15 protein-coding genes and 1 pseudogene are annotated in these 19,925 nt (G+C 57.1%); 7 read left to right on the forward strand and 9 right to left on the reverse strand.

Features of this window, described 5'->3' with window-relative positions; genetic code table 11:
* From BLP23_RS32560 to BLP23_RS32570, 3 genes are all read left to right on the forward strand, one after another.
* Positions 1 to 1,001: cytochrome P450 (locus BLP23_RS32560; RefSeq protein ID WP_092588786.1), on the forward strand; the 1,001-nt coding region annotated here is incomplete at its 5' end.
* Complete coding sequence (locus tag BLP23_RS32565) at positions 959 to 2,551, forward strand: AMP-binding protein (protein ID WP_167364060.1); 1,593 nt, start codon at positions 959 to 961, stop codon at positions 2,549 to 2,551. The genes BLP23_RS32560 and BLP23_RS32565, both read left to right, overlap by 43 nt.
* A gap of 173 nt (positions 2,552 to 2,724) precedes the next feature.
* Positions 2,725 to 3,894 (forward strand): MupA/Atu3671 family FMN-dependent luciferase-like monooxygenase, encoded by a 1,170-nt coding sequence (locus BLP23_RS32570; protein WP_092588789.1) that lies wholly within the window; start codon positions 2,725 to 2,727, stop codon positions 3,892 to 3,894.
* A 196-nt stretch (positions 3,895 to 4,090) separates the two neighbouring features.
* Here the strand turns inward: BLP23_RS32570 and BLP23_RS34030 are convergent, their stop codons facing one another.
* From BLP23_RS34030 to BLP23_RS32600, 6 genes are all read right to left on the reverse strand, one after another.
* The gene (locus BLP23_RS34030) at positions 4,091 to 4,795 is read right to left on the reverse strand and encodes a helix-turn-helix domain-containing protein (RefSeq protein WP_167364061.1); all 705 of its coding nucleotides are present in this window, start codon (positions 4,793 to 4,795) and stop codon (positions 4,091 to 4,093) included.
* Positions 4,796 to 5,600: 805 nt separating this feature from the next.
* The gene (locus BLP23_RS32580; RefSeq protein WP_092588792.1) at positions 5,601 to 6,800 is read right to left on the reverse strand and encodes an ABC transporter permease; all 1,200 of its coding nucleotides are present in this window, start codon (positions 6,798 to 6,800) and stop codon (positions 5,601 to 5,603) included.
* Between the two features lie 4 nt (positions 6,801 to 6,804).
* Positions 6,805 to 7,947, reverse strand: coding sequence for an ABC transporter permease (locus BLP23_RS32585; protein WP_092588793.1), 1,143 nt, complete (start codon positions 7,945 to 7,947; stop codon positions 6,805 to 6,807).
* Positions 7,944 to 8,654 (reverse strand): ABC transporter ATP-binding protein, encoded by a 711-nt coding sequence (locus BLP23_RS32590; RefSeq protein WP_092588794.1) that lies wholly within the window; start codon positions 8,652 to 8,654, stop codon positions 7,944 to 7,946. Before BLP23_RS32590 ends, BLP23_RS32585 begins: the two co-directional genes overlap by 4 nt.
* Positions 8,651 to 9,781 carry an efflux RND transporter periplasmic adaptor subunit gene (locus BLP23_RS32595; protein ID WP_092588795.1) on the reverse strand — a complete coding sequence of 377 codons (1,131 nt, stop codon included), beginning with the start codon at positions 9,779 to 9,781 and terminating at the stop codon, positions 8,651 to 8,653. The genes BLP23_RS32590 and BLP23_RS32595 overlap by 4 nt, the downstream gene beginning before the upstream one ends.
* Positions 9,782 to 9,869: 88 nt before the next feature.
* Complete coding sequence (locus tag BLP23_RS32600) at positions 9,870 to 10,889, reverse strand: helix-turn-helix domain-containing protein (protein ID WP_092588801.1); 1,020 nt, start codon at positions 10,887 to 10,889, stop codon at positions 9,870 to 9,872.
* A 347-nt stretch (positions 10,890 to 11,236) separates the two neighbouring features.
* Between BLP23_RS32600 and BLP23_RS32605 the strand changes: the two genes are divergently transcribed.
* The 4 genes and pseudogenes from BLP23_RS32605 (at position 11,237) to BLP23_RS32625 (ending at position 15,222) form a co-directional block, all read left to right on the forward strand.
* Entirely contained in the window at positions 11,237 to 12,394 is a 1,158-nt protein-coding gene (locus BLP23_RS32605) for an acyl-CoA dehydrogenase family protein (protein ID WP_092588802.1), read from the forward strand.
* A gap of 262 nt (positions 12,395 to 12,656) precedes the next feature.
* Positions 12,657 to 13,064 (forward strand): hypothetical protein, encoded by a 408-nt coding sequence (locus BLP23_RS32610; RefSeq protein ID WP_092588796.1) that lies wholly within the window; start codon positions 12,657 to 12,659, stop codon positions 13,062 to 13,064.
* 461 nt (positions 13,065 to 13,525) lie between these two features.
* Complete coding sequence (locus tag BLP23_RS32615; RefSeq protein ID WP_092588797.1) at positions 13,526 to 13,726, forward strand: hypothetical protein; 201 nt, start codon at positions 13,526 to 13,528, stop codon at positions 13,724 to 13,726.
* A gap of 474 nt (positions 13,727 to 14,200) precedes the next feature.
* Positions 14,201 to 15,222: pseudogene (locus BLP23_RS32625) on the forward strand (IS110 family RNA-guided transposase).
* 426 nt (positions 15,223 to 15,648) lie between these two features.
* On the opposite strand, the gene BLP23_RS32630 reads toward BLP23_RS32625, so the two are convergent.
* From BLP23_RS32630 to BLP23_RS32640, 3 genes are all read right to left on the reverse strand, one after another.
* Positions 15,649 to 16,959 carry an HlyD family type I secretion periplasmic adaptor subunit gene (locus BLP23_RS32630; RefSeq protein ID WP_092588798.1) on the reverse strand — a complete coding sequence of 437 codons (1,311 nt, stop codon included), beginning with the start codon at positions 16,957 to 16,959 and terminating at the stop codon, positions 15,649 to 15,651.
* On the reverse strand, positions 16,956 to 18,704 hold the full coding sequence (locus tag BLP23_RS32635) for a type I secretion system permease/ATPase (protein WP_092588799.1): 1,749 nt from the start codon (positions 18,702 to 18,704) through the stop codon (positions 16,956 to 16,958). Before BLP23_RS32635 ends, BLP23_RS32630 begins: the two co-directional genes overlap by 4 nt.
* A 13-nt stretch (positions 18,705 to 18,717) precedes the next feature.
* The coding region (locus BLP23_RS32640) for a M10 family metallopeptidase C-terminal domain-containing protein (protein WP_139187152.1) at positions 18,718 to 19,925 on the reverse strand (1,208 nt) is incomplete at its 5' end.

The following is a 19,925-nucleotide window of genomic DNA, read 5'->3' on the forward strand; positions in this document are numbered from 1 at the left end:
CGAGCTTGAGCGGCGCATTGGAACTCTGGTTCGACGAGGCCCTTAAACATGCGACGGCAACCTTCCTGAAGGAGGCGACCGCGTCGGTGACCGATCTTAGATCCATGTGCCGCATGTGGGCCGTGCGAAGCACCTGCCATACCATCTTCGGCACAGCCATGCCTGATACGGACATGGCCGAGGGGATCGCGCAGGTGCAGGTGTTTCATCGCTTCATGTTCAATAAGAACACCGGGGCCCTTCGAGATGCCGAGACGCTGGAGGAGTTCCAGAGGACCCGCGCGTTTCTCGATGAAGCCGTTCGCGTTGGTTTGGCTGCCGCAAGGACGGGCGACCGCACTATCCTCGCCTCGCTCCTTGAGGCAATGCCCGGCGATATCCAGGCAGAAGAGCGCATCGACCATCTGCGACCGGTCCTGTTTCGCATCCTTTTCGAGCGGCTGGGCATCGACGGTCTCAGCCTGCTTTGGGCCTTGGTCCATCTCGGCCAGGACCCAGACCTCGTTGAAGAGATCGCCAAGGAAGCCCTGAGCGAGACCGGTGCCTCCAGCCTGGCGACCGCCGTCGCCAGCGAGATCCAGCGCCTCTATCCCGAGCTTCCGTTCTTCTATCGCACCACAAGCCAGGATCTCAATTTCGACACCATGACGATCCCCGCACAGGCGACTTTGCTGTTTTCTCCCTTTCTGCTGCACCGCGACGGGCGTTGCTGGGAACAGCCGACCCGCTTCGATCCAAGGCGTTTCCTGAACGGTGCCGGCCATCCGGCCCATTTCGTGCCGTTCGGCATCGGAGCGAATGCCCGCAGGCAGGCCGACAGGGTGATTGCCCAGAGCGCCACGGTCCTGACAGTCATCTGCAAGACCAGTCTATTTGGGCTGGCGGCGCAGAGCCGGCCAGGAGACTTGCTGCCTGTATTCCGTTCGATATTAGCGCCTCGAGGGCGCATCAGCCTTTGGTGGAAATCGCGCGCATTCGAGTTGGTAGCGCAAAGGGCTTAGCCTGTTCAAAAAATCACCTGCGGAGAAAGCTCATGGTAGATAATATTTTGCATCGCATACGCGGCCACATCCTTCAATCTCCGGAGAGGCCAGCATTGGTCAGTGACAGCGGCGTCACTTGCTTTGGTGAACTGGGGCGGCGCTGCGAAGGCATACGGTCATGCTTGCGAGAGATCGAGCCCGGACCCCTCGTTGTGATCGGCCATAAGGAGCATGATTGCGTCGCCGCGATGCTGGCCTGCGCTTTCTCCGGCAGACCCTTCGTCTTCGTCGACCGATCGAACCCCGTTCAACGGATCGAAGTGATCGCTCACATTGCAGGAGCAAGCCATGCCTTCGTGGCGGGCGGCGATATTGACCTGCCCTTGCTCCATCAAATCGATCTCCGGGCAATCGAAGCGGCACCGTTGCCAGCCGATCCCACGATTCCTGCAATTGGTGGCGACACGCTTTTCTACATCGTTTTCACCTCGGGCAGCACGGGGCAGCCGAAAGGCGTCGCCATTTCCAGGGAAAACTTCAAGCATTTCGACAGCTGGTACGGGCCGATGCGGCAACGTCTGGCCGGCGATGGCGCCCACGTCAACCATGCTAGCCTGGCCTTCGACATGGGTATGCTCGACCTGTGGCCGGCCTTGGCGAACGGATCCGCCGTCATCATGATGGATCATCGCAATAATGTTCTTGCTCGAAACAACGTACGTCTGCTCGCCGAAAACGGCGCAACCACACCCGCCTCCTGGTTCTCGACGCCGTCACTGCTGCAGATCATGTGCACAGACAAAGATTTCAATGGCGAGGCGTTTCCCGAGTTGCGGTGTTTCTTTGTCGGTGGCGAGGTCGTTCAGAAGTCTTTGATCAGAGACCTCTGGCGGCGGTTCCCCAATGCAAGCCTCTGCCATGCTTACGGACCGACCGAAGTCACCTGCGTCACGCATGCCAAGGTCCTCGATGAAGCCGACGTTATGACCGGAGATCTGCTGCCTCTCGGACCGGCTTTGGCGCCTTCCAGCATGCGCATCCTGCGCGAAGATGGTTCTGAGGCAAGCGGTGGTGAGCCCGGCGAAGTCCAGCTCCTTGGACCGCAAGTCGGTCAAGGTTACCTGCCGTCCGACCATCCGCGCAACCATGCCTTCGGCGATTGGGCCGGCATGCGCACCTACATGACCGGGGATCTCGGCTATATCGACATCGATGGAAGCCTGATCCTGCTTGGACGGGTCGATCGTCAGGTCAAATGGAACGGCAATCGCATCGAATTGAATGAAATAGAGCGCGTTGCGAACGACCTTCCCTATGTGCGCCAAGCCACCTGTGTTCCGCTCCTTACCGATGGTCGGGTGACCAATATCGTCCTGTTTGCACAAATGCATACGGATCGCCACGTCACCCGCGATCGCCTAATCGCCGAAATGCGACTGGCGCTGCCAGCAGTAATGGTGCCGCGCGACATCCGTATCGTCGACAAGTTTATCCTCAACGTCAACGGCAAGGTCGATGCCGGCCGGATGCTGGAACTGCGGCCGAGCGAAATAAGCGAGCCGGGCTGAGGGCCGAAATGTCAGGGACTTTCGCAGGTTCGCCATAACCCGGTTCAGCGGCAGGTGGCAAAAGATCGCGCCGATCAGGCCGAATTCGAGTGCAACGGCCCTGCGCCGCGCTACTATCGTCGACCGCAGGTTGCGGTCGCGGCATATCCCCAAAGCAGCAAAAAGGAGTTATCATGCCAAGCGATCAATTCGGGCTTGCGGAAGTCGCACTTCCCTTGCCGCCCGTCAATCACTTATCCGCCGGCATGCACCATGCGGCGCACGAAACCACGAGCAAGGTCAAGCTTAGTCTTTCCTTCTTTTCCAACGACGACCGCGGCAAACCGGGCGCTGATAATTACAGGCTTCTGCTTGATGCGACGAAATTTGCCGATCGCAACGGATTTGAAGCCGTCTGGCTCCCCGAGCGTCATTTCCACGCATTTGGCGGGCTTTTTCCCAATCCATCCGTCCTGGCCGCGGCACTGTCCACGGTCACCACTAAGATCGGGCTGCGCGCCGGCAGCGTCGTTTCACCGTTGCACAACCCGATACGCATCGCTGAGGAATGGGCCGTCATCGACAATCTGTCGAACGGTAGGGTCGGCATCTCCTTTGCGGCCGGATGGAATGCCAACGATTTCATTCTCTCTACGACGGAATTCGAGGCGCGCCGGGAACGGGTGTCCAGCGACGTCGATGTGGTGAGGAAGCTTTGGCAAGGTGATGACGTCATCATCTCCGATCGCCCCGTGAAGACCTTCCCTCGTCCTATGCAGCATAGTCTGCCAATCTGGCTGACGACGACAGGCCGGCCTGAAAGCTTCATCGCCGCCGGCCGGATAGGCGCCAATGTGCTTACCCATCTTCGCGGACAGGAGCTTAACGAGCTGCCCGCGAAGATCGAACTTTATCGTCGCAGCCGCAAAGAGAGCGGGTATGACGGCGAGGGCCAGGTGACGCTAATGATGCACACTTACGTGCATGAAGACAGGGTCCGCGCGATCAAAGACATTCAGCAGCCCTTGATGGCTTATCTCGGCAGTTCCCTCGACCTGACGCATGCATCCACGAAACGCGTCAAGCACGAGCGGCGCAACTCGGCGACAGCGGCTGCCCTGCGCGACGCGATGCTCTTAGAAGCATGCGAGCGCTACATGAATGAGAGCGGACTCTTCGGCACGCCGCAGGATGTCATAGCAACCGTCGAACAACTCGATAGAGCCGGCGTCGACGAGATCGCGTGTCTAGTGGATTTCGGGGTGGACTATACAAACGCCATGGCAAGCCTGTCTTTGCTCGCGGACATCAAGAATAGCCTGGCGGTCAGGCATCGATCCGATCACGTTCGCCAAAGTGACTGATTGGGCTTAGCGGGCGGTGTTGAGCAAGGCGCGCGGTTCTGTCAAGGGAGCATCTACCAGACCTTGTTACATCTCAACGGCGCTGCGTTGTAGAAAAATGATGGCGGAGCACCCTTTCCGGAGTCGCTTCGCCATCGGCGTTAAACTGGAAGTCGGAAAAAAGCCGCAGTGTCGACGGCGTTCCGGGACTGCAGTGTCAGCCTTTAGCGGGTAGCGGCTGATCTGCGACGCGAAGGCGATCCATCTTCGCCCTTATTCCCTTCTGATCAGGGACAAGCGACCTCTTGCGCCAAGCTCCCGGGCTATAGCCAGTAATGCGCTGAAACTCGCGGTGGAAGTTGGATTTGGTCGTAAATCCCGTTTTATATATGATCTCGGTGATCGACTCATTGGTTGTCTCAAGCAGATCGCAGGCGTCCGCAATCCTGAACGTGTTTACATATTGCGGTACGTTCATCGCGCGCAGGCTATTGACCGCCATCGATATCTGCCGCGAGGGTTCACCGAGTTTGCGCGCGAGCCGATCGAGCGACAAGGATTCATCGCGGAAAAGCTTGGTGTCCGCCATGAGCTTATCCAGGCGGTCTACGATTTCCTGATTGAGCTTGTCATCACGTCTTGGATCATGTTCCAGATCCGCTGGAACGTTTGAAATGATCTGCCTCGAGCCCACGCCAAGGAACAACGAGATCAGGATGCAGAGCATGAACAGGTTGCCGTAGCCGACCAGCGCCGACGATATGCTGCTATTGTTCCATTGAATATCGCAGGCGATGATCAGATCGATCGTCGCGGACAGGAGGAACATTCCACCTGCGACGAAAGAAGCGAACCTGGCCGGAAAAACCATGTGGAATGGCTGGTTTTCCATCCATTCATGATCCGACAGATAGGCGATCACGATGAAACCGATGCCATAGATCATGTAGACGCCGATGCTGATGGCCTCCGCAAACACGAAATAGCCGAGGAACGCGGAGATATTTACCGCAACGACAAAGATTGCGGCCGACCCGAGGGCAACGGCCATGTCCCTCGCCGCATTTGCTTCTTTTGATCTGCCGATCAAGGAAGCAAGGGCCAACCAGGTCATCGGTGGAATGGCAAGCGATACGCTGACGAGGATTAGCGATGGAAAGCCACCCAGAGTCCATTTAATTCCGACCAAGAGTGACTGGAGGGCATAAAGGCCGATCGTGATTAAAAGTAGCGGCGATCCCCATCGATCCTTGGAATTCAGTCGTCGCAACAGAACGATGGCGAGGAAAATTGTTGTCAAGATCGGCAAAGGAAGACTGATCATTTTGGAAACTCCCGCAGAAATTCGATCATCAAAATGACAATTGAAACTATGCTCGACCGCGGCCGAATGAATCCGTTTCAATTGCCTTTGCAAAGATCCAGCCGAGCGACATCAGGGGTGCTTTTTTGCGCGCAACAAATACCGCAAGCATCCCGCCTATTAGAGAATGCGAACTTGCCTTTAAGCGCAAGTGCGCATCACGCAAAAATCGCGGCATGATTGTGTTTCTCATCGATCGAAGGTGATTTGCGCGAATTTTGAATGCCGAGCCTGATGGCATTGTCTGGTATCTCTAGTGCTCAAGTATTGCGTTTGGGCGTCGATCACGCCCGGCGTCGATAAGGGCTTTGGCTGCAGCGCAGGTCAGAGCCCGGTTTTGCGATATTAGTTGTCATGCCAGGAGCTACCCGCTTGATCTCAAGGCTGCGGTCAGAGGAAGCCGGCTTGCGGCGATCGCAGGCAACGCGCCGCCCAGGATACCGATTGCAAGCCCGAGCAGGCCCGCCGTCGCCATGACTTCGCCGGTTACGGAGAGCTGAAACGCCATGCGAGCACCATTGGCACCCATGGTGCTTGCCTGCCAGCCATTGAAGGCCAGCCAGGAGGCCAGCAGTCCGACCGCCACCCCGATGGCGGCAAGCACAACGGCCTCCACCCATGTTCCGAGGAACGCAGATATCCGACTGAAGCCAAGAGCCCGGACTGTTGCGATCTCGACTGTACGATCGGAAACCGAATTCATCATCGTATTCAGCGCACCCGCGGTCGCACCAACGGCCATCAGAAGCGCGAGTGGCCAGCCGAACAATCGGATGAGGCTAGCGGTCCGGCCCGATTGGGCCGCATAAAGCTCGGCTTCGGCAACGGCGCGCAACGGTGTCGTCTTTATCGTACCAAGCTTCTCCTGCAGTCGGGGTAGCGAGGCGGCGCTGGCAAGGCGCATGCGTAGGCTTTGCACTTGCCCCTGCCGATCGAAGGCTGCTCGAACCGCGTCGAGATCGGCCCATATCTCGGACTCGAACGCACTGCCCTGCGCCGAGAAGAGACCGACGACGGTCCAGTCGACCGTACCGAGGCGCACCACGCTGCCGATGGAAAACCCAAACTGTTGTGCAAGTCGGTGCCCGACGACAATTTCGCGTGTACCGGGAGCGAGCATGCGCCCGGCCGACAAGGTGATATTATCGCGGATCGACGGACCGGACGGATCCATACCGCGCAGGGCGATTGTCCGCCGCGTATCTGTCTCGCTTGAGTTGGCATCGACGGCAACGACGATTTCGCGCGAGACGATCGGCATCCCGTTTGCATCTTGTGTCACACCAAGATCATCAGTCATCGCGCTCAGTGTGCGGATGACTGAAGCCGGAACATCGGAGCCGGCCTCTTGATTGGTGCCGCCGCCCAGAATGACAGCCACCGAATTCGAGCCGGCGCTTTGCAGAGCGGTTTCGAAGCCTCTCGCCATCGCCAGAAAACCGGCAAGGACGCAGACGACAAGCGCCACGGAGATAACCATGGAGACGGAGATGGAATGTCGCCGCGGCAGGCTGAACAGGTTTGCCCGGATCATCACGGCTGCTTGCTTGGCGTTGGAAGACATGGATCTACCTCGTTCTGAATGCGGAGATTATCGGGATTCTGAGAGCGTTCAGGGCCGGAAGGGCACCAGTCACAAGCGCAAGCAAGGTGACCATTGCCAAGGCTCTTGCAAAAATTGCGTTAGAAAAAACCAACCCTATCGCCGGGCCTGTGATCGCGGTTGCAAGCATTGCGAGCACGAGGCCGATGGTTCCACCAACGAGGAAGATGAAGAGCGTTTCTCCAAGGATCAGAGCCATGATCCAGGAGCCGGAAAAACCCAGGGTTTTCAGGACACCGATTTCGAACGTGCGCTCGCGGACGGCGAAGACCATAGTATTGCCGACAATCATCAACAGCGTGACGAAGGCTGCCCCGACGACCATGTTCACGATCAATCCGATATCGGCGTACTGGCGCAGAAAGGCTTCCAGGAATTGCTTTTCCGACTTGGTCTGCGTCGGCGCGGCCGAATTGACGAACAATTGATCTATTTTCGAAGCAAGCTCTCCGGTCTGGACACCCGGCTGCGGTCGGACAATAAAGGCGTCGACCGTATCCTTGTTGCGTGCACGCAGTGCATTCACATAGTCATATTGGGCGACTACGAAATACGTGTCCGTGGAGGCATCTTCGCCGTCGAAGGTGCCAGCGATATCGAAGGACCAGTCGCGGCTGCCATCCTGTTTCACCGTATCGAAGCTGGTCACGGTGATCTTCTGGCCTACGGTCCATCCTTGCGCCTCTGCGAGCGCACGGCCGACCAAAACCTTGCTGCGATCCTTGCCAAGTGCGCTCATTAGTTCCGGCGTCAATCCCAGCTCCCGGCCATTCGAACTCAAGAGACGTTGAGGGTCGGCAGCACTCACGGGGATGATGTTCTTCTCGACCGTCGCAAATCCGCGCAGGCGCGACATATAACCGACGGCAGCCACATCCGGTTCGGCGGCAATCCGGTTCAGGTAGGAGATCGGCAGCGGCTGTGTTCGGCCTGCCGCGCTCATGACCCCGAGAATGTCTTCGCTGGCCGCCGAGGATCCCTGGCTGCCATCGACGAAGCTCGTCGTCAGACCATAAATGAGAAAGGCCGTGGCAACGCTGACCATCAGCAGTATCGTGCGCATGGGTTTTCGACATGCGCTCTTTCGGACGAGATCGAGAAAGGTCATGCCTCGGCCCTCCGCTCCTCAACGAATTTTCCCTTGTCGAGATACAAGGTTCGGCCGGCATAGCTTGCGGCTTGCGGATCGTGGGTGACCATGATGATGGTTTTGCCCAGTTCCCTGTTCAGAAAACGCAGCATCTCCAGCACCTCGTCGGCCGATTTGCGATCGAGGTCGCCGGTAGGCTCATCGCAGAGCAGCAAGGCCGGATCCGCCACAATCGCCCGCGCGATACCCACGCGCTGCTGCTGGCCGCCCGACATCAGCTTCGGATATTGCCTCTGGCGACCGGCAAGCCCGACCAGATCCAGGACCTTGTCGACGCGAACCCGGCGCTCTCTCGACGAGAGCGGCTTCAACAGAAGCGGCAGTTCAATGTTCTCGGCCGCATTGAGCATCGGCAGCAAATTATAGAACTGGAAGACGATCCCCATATTGTGGGCGCGCCAGGAGGAGCGAGCCGACTCGCCCATCTGATCGAGGTTGCTTACGCCAATGCGCAAGCGACCCGAATCCGGCCTGTCTATGCCCGACAGCATGTTGAGCAGTGTTGACTTTCCGGAGCCGGAAGGTCCCATGATGGCGATGAACTCGCCGCGGGCGATCTGCAGATCCAGATTGGAAAAGATCGGGACAGTCTCGGTCCCTATCCTGTATCCCTTCCTGACACTGTTGAGCGCGATATAAGGCTCTTTACTTGTGGAGGCGGTCATTGAGGAATGTCTCCTGGCTGTTGTGCTGGAATGATCGAAATACGAATGCGGGCGGCCATGTTTGGCATGGTGCCGTCAGGCGGGTTGAGAAGCGCAAGGCGCAGGGTAATCGTGCCCTTTTCCGCCGAGGCAACCGGCCACAGCTGCAGGATCTCGATTGCAAAGGGCTTGTTCGGGAAACCGTCTAGGACGGCTTCGCCGCGAAGGCCGGGCCGAAGTTCGCCAATATTGGTCTCCGCAACGTCGGCGTCGATCACCAAGCTTTTGGTATCGGTGATCGTCAGCAGGCTTTCACTTTCCTTGATGCTGTCCACCCGGGCCAACACTCTGCCGCCGACATGAGCGTCAAGCCGCGTCACCGTGCCCGAAATTGGAGCTCTGACAATCAGTGCATCGACATGCTCTTGCGCGATCCTCACGCCGAGTTGTGCTTTGGCATAGCTTTGGCGCGCCTGATCAACCGCATTCAATGCGGTATCTCTTGCTGTTTGCGCTTCCTCGACCGTCTGGATCGAGACAGCACTCTTTGCGGAGAGCGCCGCATTGCGTTGCAGTGAACTGTTGGCCTGTTTGAGCTCCAGGATCTTTCCATCAAGTACCAGCTTGGCTGCATCGCTGTCGGCCTTGGCTTGCTCGAGCGCAAAGTCGGCGCTGACGTCGGCAATCCCGACTACGACCTGCCCTGCTTCGACATAGTCGCCAATGCGAGCGCCAACAGAGGCGATCTGCCCCTCATATTTGGAAAAGACGGTCACGATGTGTGGCGCGACGACGAAGCCGGAGCCAGTTATCTCCGGCGCGGACGCCAATCTAGGTGAATTTGTGGACGAACTGGTGCCTGCGGCCGCCTGACTGGATATCGTGCTAGGCTTATCGCCCGTTTGCGCGACGCTATGGGGCAGAGCGATTTCCGGCTGTTGCTCGAGTGTCGTTTTTAGGCGGGGCGCGATATCCGGCCAGAAGACGGCCAGAGCAATTGCGCTGACGCCCAGTGCGAGCAGGACACTCGAGAGGACAAGCCGCCGATCCTTCCTGACTGGCGACTCGATTGCTTGGAACGAAGGCTCAAGAGAAAGCGATCTGAGCGTTTCGGCGAGTTTGCGATTTTCTTCGGTGATCGTGTTCATGTCGCCAAGATGAACGACACTGGCAGAAACTCGACCTCAAACGCGTTTCAGACCGTACTAGATCGCGATCTGGTACTTTTTGCCTTCTTTACTCCCTCGAAATCGTCCTTTTGCGCCACTCCAAGGGTGTGATTTCAGTTAATCGCCGAAACTCGCGATTGAAGTTGGATTTTGTCTGAAACCCGACCGAATACATGATCTCAATGACCGATTGTTCGGTTTCGGTCAGCAACTTGCAGGCCTCCGCAATGCGAAACTCATTGACATATTGCGAGACGTTTTTGCCGGCAGCCCGGTTGATGGCCTCGGAGATCTGGCGCGCGGACAAGCCGGCTTTGCGGGCGAGCTTATTCACCGTCAGGCTTTGATCTTGATAGAGCCTCTTGTCGACCATTAGCGCCTGGATAGCAGTCATCATCTCACTATCTTCAGCATCAGCTTTGGGGGCCTCGATGATTTCTGGCACATCCCTCGCCGCGCGGCTGCGGCTGGCGGCGGCCGCGGCCGCTGATAAAATGACCAGTGCTGCCATGTTGCCGCCGACAATTAGCGTCGGCGCGTAGCGACCGTGCGTCCATATCAAATCAAACGTCACGGCCGCATCAAGCACTGCGGAAAGGAGCAGTGCAGCGGCTGCGAACAAGCTCGCATAATAGGCGGGCCTGGCTTCGTCGAAGGCCGCAAGACGAAGTGCGTCCATTCCCGGTCGCATCAGGCGCAATATGGCGATCGCATAGCCGATGAAGACAAGAAAGAGGACGACATCGATTGCTTCGCGCCAAACGACCATCGATATCAAGACAAAAACTGCCGGCAGGAGATGAATGCCAATACGCAGAAGCGGCGGTCGCGTGCTCTTCTTAACCAGCTGGAACACGCCCGCATAAACGAGCGGCGGCATGATAGCCGCGACCAAAGGGGCCACATACATGACGGCCTGGACCCCGTAACCCCATCGCAGTCCCGACAGCACGGACTGGAAAGCACTGACAAGGATAAGTGTCACGAAGGCGAGATTTGCTGGTCGGTCGTCATCTTGCCAGAAAACAGAAGCAAACAACACGAGGAGCACGATGGCGACAGCGAAAGGAAACGGGATAAAAAGCATGACAGTCACCCACGGCGGCTCGAATGCAATAGAATGAAATTATCTCAGCAACTGTCGTTCCGCACGACCCAGATCGTGTTTCAGTACCATGCCATCCCCCATAAATTGACCTACGCGTAAGGTCAATCGCCAACCACTGCCACATTTTTTTTCAGAACCGCGCTCGCTGCATTGTGGTGCCACGGCTCCTATATCGTGATTTCGGACGGAAAAGATCGCGATATAGGACGCCGGATTCGGTCTTTTGGCCAAGACTGCTCCGCGGTGGCAGCGAAATGCTGTCGTAACAGATGAAGCTATCCCGCTATCGGGACGCGTATCGGCATGTCAGCATTGCGAGGCTTAGAATGATCCGGCGCAGCATTTTTTCTTTCACGGACGAACAGTTCCGTGTGCAGATTGGGGACTTTCTCGATAGCGAGATTGCGCCATGCTATGAGAGTTGGATGCGGGCCGGCTGTGTGCCACGGGAGGCTTGGATCAAGGCTGGTCAAGCGGGATTGCTATGCCGCACCGCTCCTCGCGCGTATGGTGGGCACAGCGCACCCTTTCTCCAATCGGTGGTTATCGCGGAAGAACTTGGCAAACGCAGGTTTTCCGGCCTTCTTACATTCTTGCAGAGCGACATTGTCGCTCCCTATTTTCTGCAGCTCGCGACCGAAGAGCAGAAATTAGCCTACCTCCCAAGACTATGCTCGGGCGAACGGATTGGCGCGATTGCCATGACCGAACCTCAGTCAGGTAGTGAAGTCGCGCAGATGCGCACGACAATTTCAAAGGTCGATGGCGGCTTCATTCTCAATGGGCACAAAACTCATATTTCGAACGGCTTCACGGCAGATGCGGTCATCGTCGCCGGGCGCGACTGCAGCGCACCTGGAGGAGATAACACGAGATTGACCTTGCTCATTGTCGACACCGACATGCAGGGAATCAAACGTGCGCCCATTTCCAAATCAGGGATGCAGGCGCTCGATACGTGTGAATTGATCTTCGAAAACTGTAAGATTCCGGATGGCAAACTTCTCGGCATTGAGGGAAAAGGACTCTTCTATCTGTTTACGTTCCTCGGACTGGAGCGACTGATGCTCTCGATTTATGCCCAAGCTTCGGCTGTCACGATCCTTCAGGAATTGATTCACTTTTGCCAAACGCGTAAAACCTCGACAGGCACACTTCTAGATTACCAAACGACCTACACCAAGCTTGCGGATCTCTATAGCGAGTGCTGCGTGAACCAAGCATTTATCGATACATGCATTACCGAACAAATGCGTGGTCGCCACGATCCCCGTTCAGCAAGCATTGCAAAATTGCGCGCAACCGAAGCTCTGAGATCAATCGCACTGCTCGGGGTCCAACTCCGTGGAGCGTCGGGAATTAGCGGTAAGTCAGGTGAACGAGCCACTCAAGATTTGGTAGAGAGCTGCGTTCAATCGATTTGGGGCGGAGCCAGCGAGGTCTTGCGCGACGCGGTCGGTAAGAGCCTAATCAATTGTATCTGATCCGCTCTATTCCTTACACGGGCATGAGAATGATAAGAGCCATCGGCTCACCGGAGGTCTTAATTATCTCTCCAACCACGATCCCATTTAAGGGGTCGAATTGCGTCTCTGTCACCGGTCACCGCTTTTAGCCGAAAAATCTCGAACGAAGTTTCCGGATGACGCTCTTGAACAGATCTGAACCTACGACCCGCAGGGCAGTTGACACCAAGGCACTGATTATATGTGATAATGTCCTCTATCACATATCCGGGGGGCAGGTATGGACTTTCTGAATCAGGTCAACAAGACGAACGTCACTCCTGAGCTCTCGGGCGAAGCTTTGCGCCTTCATTCCGGCATGCCTCCCGAGCGGCGCAACAGTTACGAGGCACGCATGTTCGAGCTGTTCCGGTTCCTCGATGATAAGGGGCTGAAACGCCAGAAGCGCGAGCTGGCGATGGCGATCGATTTCCGGCTGACCGCCTTGGCGCGGCTAAATGGTGATAAAGCTCTATCGGGGTGGACGTTGCCTGGCAGCGAGCCCGGCCAAGATTTTATTCATGAGAACCTGCTGAAGGCGGCAGCGCTCGAACCCGTGGTGGAGGACGAATATCGTCAAGCCGCTTTCAACGCTGAGAGTTTTCAGCGGCGCGTTCTGGCGTTCTCCAAAGCGGAGGGAAACGCATGAAGCGGGACATGGATTTAGTGAGGCATTTATTGCTTTGGCTCGAGGCAACGGAAGATCACGCCTTACGTAAGCCCCAACGCATCTGAAGGCGTTAAGCGCCGAAAATCGCTTTAAAGAATCTCACATTAAGTGCCCTAGCTCGCCGGAACGGCCGCATTCTTACGATTAAGTGCCAAACGACAAGCGGGATCTGAACTTGTCCAACAGTAACACCACGCCGCCACAGGTCTTCCTTGTGGCGGTGCTTTCGTCGCTGAAGAAATGAAACCGCCGTCAGCTCCGACGCCAAGCGAGATCCTAAATATCCAAAACTCGGCATACCCCAATCGGCGGTGTATTCAGCATCTTCGATCCCTTCTTGAGGTTACATATTCACAACGTCAACTATCTATTCACATAATGCGATTGCATATTCTCTCGCCTTAGAAAACTGGTTGAAGTTCTCCTGAATGGAAAATCGAATGACTAACTTGCTGATTGTCGGTGCGGTCATCGTCTTCGCTATAATCTTTGGCATAATGCTTCCAAAGATCGCCAGAGTTAGAAAACTTGACGACCTCACACCAGCTTCGTTAAGCGCGCTGGCCAAGATTATATTTCCTCTTATGGCGCTTTTTGTACTGCTTATTCTTTTGGCTGGGCTGAGCCAAAAGGATTGGTAAGTCTTCGCCAGCCTCCCGCATACGTCGACCACAGGCGACCTTGCGCCGCTGCTCGGCCTTTCGATCCCAGTCTATGGACGATACGAGCGCGCATTTCTCCAAAGTGCATGATACTCGCATGCTTCATGCCGCTGGACATGATCTATGAGGCAGCGCCGCATCTATTGGGTAGAACCCCGGAGGAGGCCTGCGATCATCTCGCACTGGCAAAACTCGTGTTGGCCGCTGCCGCACGATACGACGCGCGATCTTCTTGCGTTGGTCAAGCGCATGGCAACCCAGCAATAGGCGGCCGACGCGATCGTGGCCAAGGGCAAAGAACGCTAAGCTGCCCTGCTGCTTTGGCGTTAAGACTGTTAGATGGCCCACACGTCCCGAAGGCCCGAAGCTGATGAGGTGGAACGGCCCTTCTCAATCGGCATCAAGTGCCTAACGTGGTCGTGTTGAAACGCCACAAAGAAGAAGGACCGCTCCATGAAGAAGATTACCACAGTCGGGCTCGATCTGGCCAAATCCGTTTTTCAGGTTCATGGCATAGCCGAAGAAGGAGACGTGATCATACTCGCGCACTGCGTCGATCGCAGGTGCTGGACTTCTTTCGCACACTGCGGCCTTGCCTCGTAGGGATGGAAGCCTGTGGCAGTGCGCATTTTTGGGCTCGGGAAATTCAGGCCCTGGGGCATACGGTTCGGATGATGCCGCCCGCATACGTGAAGGCCTACGTCAAACGCAATAAAACTGACGCCGCAGCTATTTGCGAGGCAGTCACCCGGCCGACAATGCGTTACGTACCGGCAAAAACGCAGGACGAGCAGGCTGCCGGAATGGTGCTCAAAGCGCGAGATTTGCTCATCCGTCAGCGCACTCAAGCAATCAATGCCTTGAGAGCTCATCTTGCCGAACTGGGCATTGTCGGGTCGACCGGTCTGGTCGGAATCATCAGCCTTGCCGCTATAGTGCGCGACGATAGTGATCTGAGATTGCCGGGTGCAGCGCGAATGGCTTTGGAAGAGCTCGTCGAGCAAATCGAGACCGTGACGGGACGCATTGAAAGGCTCGATCGGAAAATCCTTGAAGCGGTGAGGAAGGACGACTGCGCTCGGCGCCTGACAGCGATTCCCGGCGTGGGGCCGATCATTGCGGCGACCGTTCGAGCAGTTGTGCCGGATCCCGCTGGTTTCCGAACCGGTCGAGATTTCGCTGCCTGGATTGGGTTGACCCCACGCGCGCGCTCCAGCGGAGGAAAGGAACGGATAGGTTCCATCTCAAAGCGCGGAAACCAGCAACTGCGAACGCTGCTTGTCGCGGGAGCGACGTCGGTTCTCAAGGTCGCTCGTCGTGGCCTCCAACTATCACCCTGGATAGCGGCCATGATGTTGCGCCGCCCGTTCAACGTTATTGCCGTCGCACTCGCAAACAAGATCGCGCGCATCATCTGGGCTCTTCTCGTTCGAGGCGATAGCTATCGGGAAACGAAAATGATCGCCCAAGCCTAAACATACGAGCTTTCCGACCGATCTGTCGGAGAGGCAGGCAAGGTGCCAATTGTGATGACCCAACGGGACGACATCCCGAAGCAAATCAGACCGCAAAATCGCTAGCGCGTTGCAGCGCGAGAAGCTGATTAGGCGATTTGCTCCGCGGATCTCATCGTGGCCATGGCTGAAAGGCCAGAAAACAGGCCGGACATATGACCGCACCGTCCTTATCGGGGAAACACATGAGGAAATATCTTGCCAAGCGGGCCGTTCCACATATGCGATTTTTGCCACGAGAACGTTGTGGGAACCTGGCAGCCAGCTTGACGATAGAATTCACGAGGAATGACATCTCTGGATTCGCCAGCTATATAATGAATCTCGAAATTCATTCACTGGGCATACCTTCGTGTTACGATCGCTGTGTTTACGAAGAGGCAGGCTCTATTCTTCCCTGAAGGCCCTAGCCACCTGGTCGGTAAGTGGTTTTGTCAAATACGCTAGCGCAGTCCGCTCACCTGTCTGAACGAATGCCTCTACGGGCATTCCGGCTACGGGAACGAGATTGCCCAGCCGCGCCCATTCGGTCTCTGGAACGAACACCCTGAGACTGTAGTAGCTCTCCCCCGTGCGCTGGTCGGTCGTCAGGTCGGCTGCGATCTTCGTTACGCGGCCATTCAGTTCCGTCGTGCTCCGCTGAGTGAACGCCGAAAACCGGAGCATGACATCCTGTCCCACCGCCACCTGGTCGATGTCCTGTGGCGACAGCTTGAGTTCGGGAGTCAAAACATCGCTGTCCGGCACGATCTGCATGATCGCCTCACCGGGTGTGACGACCGCTCCTGGCGCATGAACGGCAAGCTGATGGACAATACCAGCCTGGGGCGCGCGGATATCGATGTGCCGCAACTCGTCCTCAGCAGCAACAAGACGCTCGGCATACTCCCCGATTTCACTTTCGGCTTGGCGCAGTTGGTCCGACACCTCGGTCCTCTGGTCGTCGTCGACCTGAATGATCTGCAACTGAGTTTCCGCAATCTTCCCGTTGGTTTGGGCCGCGGAGGCAATCAGGCTGCCGAGTTCACCGGTGAGGTCGGCAGCATCTCTTTGCAAGGCGTAGACCCGGGTTGCCGGGATAATGCCCTGATCGAGCAGCGGCTGCAGGCTGGCGAGCTCCTTGTTGAGGATGGCGATCGCCTGCCGCTTGCCGTCCTGCTGAGCAGTCAGCCCCTCCGCCTCCTTCGAAAGCTGGCGCACCCTTTCGGCTAGCTGCGCCTTGCGACCCATCTTGGATGAACGTCGATCGTGGAACAGCCGTTGCTCTCCATCGAGCATCGCTGCCACTTCGACGGCTTCCCGTTCTTTGAGGAGCCTCTCAGGAAAAACGATCACATCGTTCGAATCCCGTTCGGCAGAAAGGCGAGCGGTCCGAGCGGTGAGTTCCTTCAGCCGCTTCGAAACGATCCCAAGATTGGCACGCGTTTGCGTATCATCGAGATGAACGAGCATCTGCCCCGCTTCGACACGATCGCCGTTCTTGACGAACACCTTTCCCACAGTTCCGCCCTTCTGGTGCTGAACCGGTTTGACATAGCTGTCGACGACCAGGGTGCCAGCGGCGATGACCGCGCCCTGAAGACGGACAGTTGCCGCAAGCCCTCCAAGGACGCCGACCAGCAGAACGATCACAGCGAGCGCAAACATCGTCAGCCGCCTGATGGCACTCTCCGCAAGCGGAGCATAATCATGTTTCATTGTGCCATTTCCTCACTTGCGATCAGTCGAACAGGCGGAGCCGCCGGTTGCGCCGGTTGCGTCGTCTTTCTAAGTACCTCGTCCTTCGGCCCGAACGCCTGCATCTGACCATTCGCCAGAACGAGAACCTTGTCGACTGAAGCAAGCGCACTGGGGCGATGCGCGATGACGACAGCAATGCCACCCCGTGCCCGCACACCGAGGATCGCGCGTGACAATGCAGCCTCCCCTTCCGCATCGAGATTTGAATTGGGCTCGTCGAGAACGATCAGGAATGGCTCGCCATAAAGCGCTCTTGCTAGCGCAATACGCTGCCGCTGTCCTCCCGACAGTGCCGATCCCTGCTCGCCGATCTTGGTCTCGAAGCCTTCGGGGAACTGGACGATCATGTCGTAGACGCCGGCTGCTTTCGCGGCGGCAATGATCTTCTCAGATGACGCGTCGGGATCGAAGCGGGCGATGTTTTCGGCGATCGATCCGCCAAACAGTGAGACGTCCTGGGGCAAGTATCCGATGTGTCCGCCAAGCGCCCGCGGATCCCATTGCGACAGCGATGCTCCGTCCAGGCGAACAGAACCGGCGATCGGTTGCCACAACCCAACAAGACCGCGGGCGAGCGAGGATTTGCCCGAGGCGCTAGGGCCAATAACGCCGACGGCTTCTCCGGCCACGAGTTCGAAGGAAACGCCGCGTACGATTGACACCTTTGAGCCGGGAGCCGCGAGATGCAGGCTCTCAGCCTTCAGCGCGCTCACCGGTTTGGGAAGCGACATCTCGCGCTCGTCGGTCGGCATGAGTTGCGCCAGCTTGAGCAGCCGTGACCAGCTATCGCGTGCTGTGGCAAATCCCTTCCATTGGCCAATCGCCAGTTCGACCGGCGCCAGCGCGCGGCTGACGAGGATGGAGCTGGCGATCATGATCCCACCCGAGGCTTCCTGGCGAATGACAAGCAACGCTCCAACGGCAAGCACCGCGGACTGCAGCATCATGCGCAAGATTTTGGAGAGTGTTCCGAGGGTTCCCGTCACGTTCGTAGCACACAGATGATTGCTGAGATAGCGACGGTTGATCTCGCTCCACTTCTCACCAAGCAGATGGCCGAAACCCATCGCGAGCACGGCTTCGGAGTTCCTCCGTGTTGCTTCCGCAAGCGCCGTCCGTTCAGACGCGATCTTCGCTGCCTCCTTCGCCGGCTGACGCGACTTCAGTTCCGCCAGAATCGTCAGGCCAACGAGCATCAGGGCACCGGCGAGAGCTGTCACACCGATCCATATATGGAACAAAAAGCACAGGCCCAGATAAAACGGCATCCAGGGAATATCGAACAAAGCCGTTGGTCCCGGCCCTGACAGAAAACCTCGAACGGAATCCAGATCGCGCACTGACTGAAGACCGTCTCCAGGCACCTGCATGCGCGACGGGAACAAAATGAGGGAATCGTAGACGGTTTCTCCGAAGCGCTCATCGACCGACAGGCCGACGCGCACCAGGAGCATCGAACGAACGAGTTCGAGGATTCCTTGAAACGCGTAGAGCGTGGCGGCAATGATGCCGAGGCCGACAAGGGTGGGCAGGCTGCGTCCGGGAATGACGCGATCATAGACCTGGAGCATAAAGAAGGAGCCGGTCAAGGCGAGTATGTTGACGAGCGCGCTGGTTGCGCCAATGCCGAGAAAGGCCATCTTCAGCGAGGAAAGCACCGCCACAAGGAAGACCTGCGGCGGCTGAGTGTCATTGTTGGACAAGTTATGTTCCCGCTCAGGTTGCCGCAGTGAAACGGAAGTCGTCCTGATGCAGATTCGCCAGAGCGACGTTCTTCAGCAGGATCGAGTTGTTCGCGTCATAGGTGATCAGCGTGTCTGTTCCAACTTGCGTTGCAGCTGCGAGCACCGATGCAAAGTCGGCAAACACATTCGACTTAAGGTCGATTATGTCGTCTGAAGCGGCACCAACTTGGAAATCCGATATGGTGTCTTTTCCGAAGTTTGCAGCGAACACAAATGTGTCGCTCCCCTGACCACCGGTGAGCATATCGTTGCCGCTGCCCCCATCCAATCTGTTATTGGCCGACGAGCCTCGCAACTCGTTGTTCCCGGATCCCGCGATTGCATTCTCGATGTTGAGAGCTTCCTCGAATGTGCCATCGCTGAAAATGACCCGATTTGCTGCGAGGTCGATAATGTGGTTTGCAGTGTAGTAAGTGAAATCCAGAGTATCGACGCCGTTGCCTCCGTCAAAAGTGTCGGCTCCAACATTGCCTATTAGCAGATCATCGCCGTCGCCGCCGAAATGGCTATCAGTGCCGTTGCCGCCATTAAGGACGTCATTCCCGGCGCCACCGGACAACGCGTCGTTACCATCCCGTCCTTCGAGCCGGTTGTTAGCAGACGATCCCTGCATCACATTGTTGCCTGCCCCGCCAATGGCGTTCTCGATGTTCAGGATCTGCTCGGTCGTTCCATCGCTGAATGTCACAAGCCCAGTGTCGAGATTGATACTATGGTTTGCAGTGTAGTAAGTGAAATCCAGAGTATCGACGCCGTTGCCTCCGTCAAAAGTGTCGGCTCCAACATTGCCTATCAGCAAATCATCGCCTTCGCCGCCAATGTGGGTATCATCGCCGCTTCCGCCGTCGAGAATGTCATTGCCAGCCTCACCATCAAGCGTGTCATTGCCGTCGCCGGCAGTGATCGTGTCATTGCCGGCGCCGGCAGTAATCACATCGGCAACATTGAAGCCGGTGATCGTGTCATTGCCGGAAGTGCCGGCGTAATTCACAAGCATCGCTCTGAGAACAGCTCTGGTCCATGTCGTGCCATTGGCGAAGGTGATCTTCTCGACACCCTGATAATAATAGTCGTCGAGATTGTTCTTCAGCAGCACCGAGCCGCCATCCCCGGCCCCTGCCGCGCTCTCGGCGATGACGATCGTCACGTCGTTGCCGTTGCGCACCAGGGTCACATCGG

It is taken from the genome of Rhizobium mongolense subsp. loessense (assembly GCF_900099775.1).
Classification (GTDB): Bacteria; Pseudomonadota; Alphaproteobacteria; order Rhizobiales; family Rhizobiaceae; genus Rhizobium; species Rhizobium loessense.

Excerpts from the sequence above, each read along its gene's own strand:
- BLP23_RS32610 (WP_092588796.1), top strand. The coding sequence starts at position 12,657 with ATGGACTTTCTGAATCAGGTCAACAAGACGAACGTCACTCCTGAGCTC.
- BLP23_RS32615 (WP_092588797.1), top strand. The coding sequence starts at position 13,526 with ATGACTAACTTGCTGATTGTCGGTGCGGTCATCGTCTTCGCTATAATC.
- BLP23_RS32600 (WP_092588801.1), bottom strand. The coding sequence starts at position 10,889 with ATGCTTTTTATCCCGTTTCCTTTCGCTGTCGCCATCGTGCTCCTCGTG.
- BLP23_RS32590 (WP_092588794.1), bottom strand. The coding sequence starts at position 8,654 with ATGACCGCCTCCACAAGTAAAGAGCCTTATATCGCGCTCAACAGTGTC.
- BLP23_RS32595 (WP_092588795.1), bottom strand. The coding sequence starts at position 9,781 with ATGAACACGATCACCGAAGAAAATCGCAAACTCGCCGAAACGCTCAGA.
- BLP23_RS32630 (WP_092588798.1), bottom strand. The coding sequence starts at position 16,959 with ATGAAACATGATTATGCTCCGCTTGCGGAGAGTGCCATCAGGCGGCTG.
- BLP23_RS32570 (WP_092588789.1), top strand. The coding sequence starts at position 2,725 with ATGCCAAGCGATCAATTCGGGCTTGCGGAAGTCGCACTTCCCTTGCCG.
- BLP23_RS32605 (WP_092588802.1), top strand. The coding sequence starts at position 11,237 with ATGATCCGGCGCAGCATTTTTTCTTTCACGGACGAACAGTTCCGTGTG.
- BLP23_RS32585 (WP_092588793.1), bottom strand. The coding sequence starts at position 7,947 with ATGACCTTTCTCGATCTCGTCCGAAAGAGCGCATGTCGAAAACCCATG.
- BLP23_RS32580 (WP_092588792.1), bottom strand. The coding sequence starts at position 6,800 with ATGTCTTCCAACGCCAAGCAAGCAGCCGTGATGATCCGGGCAAACCTG.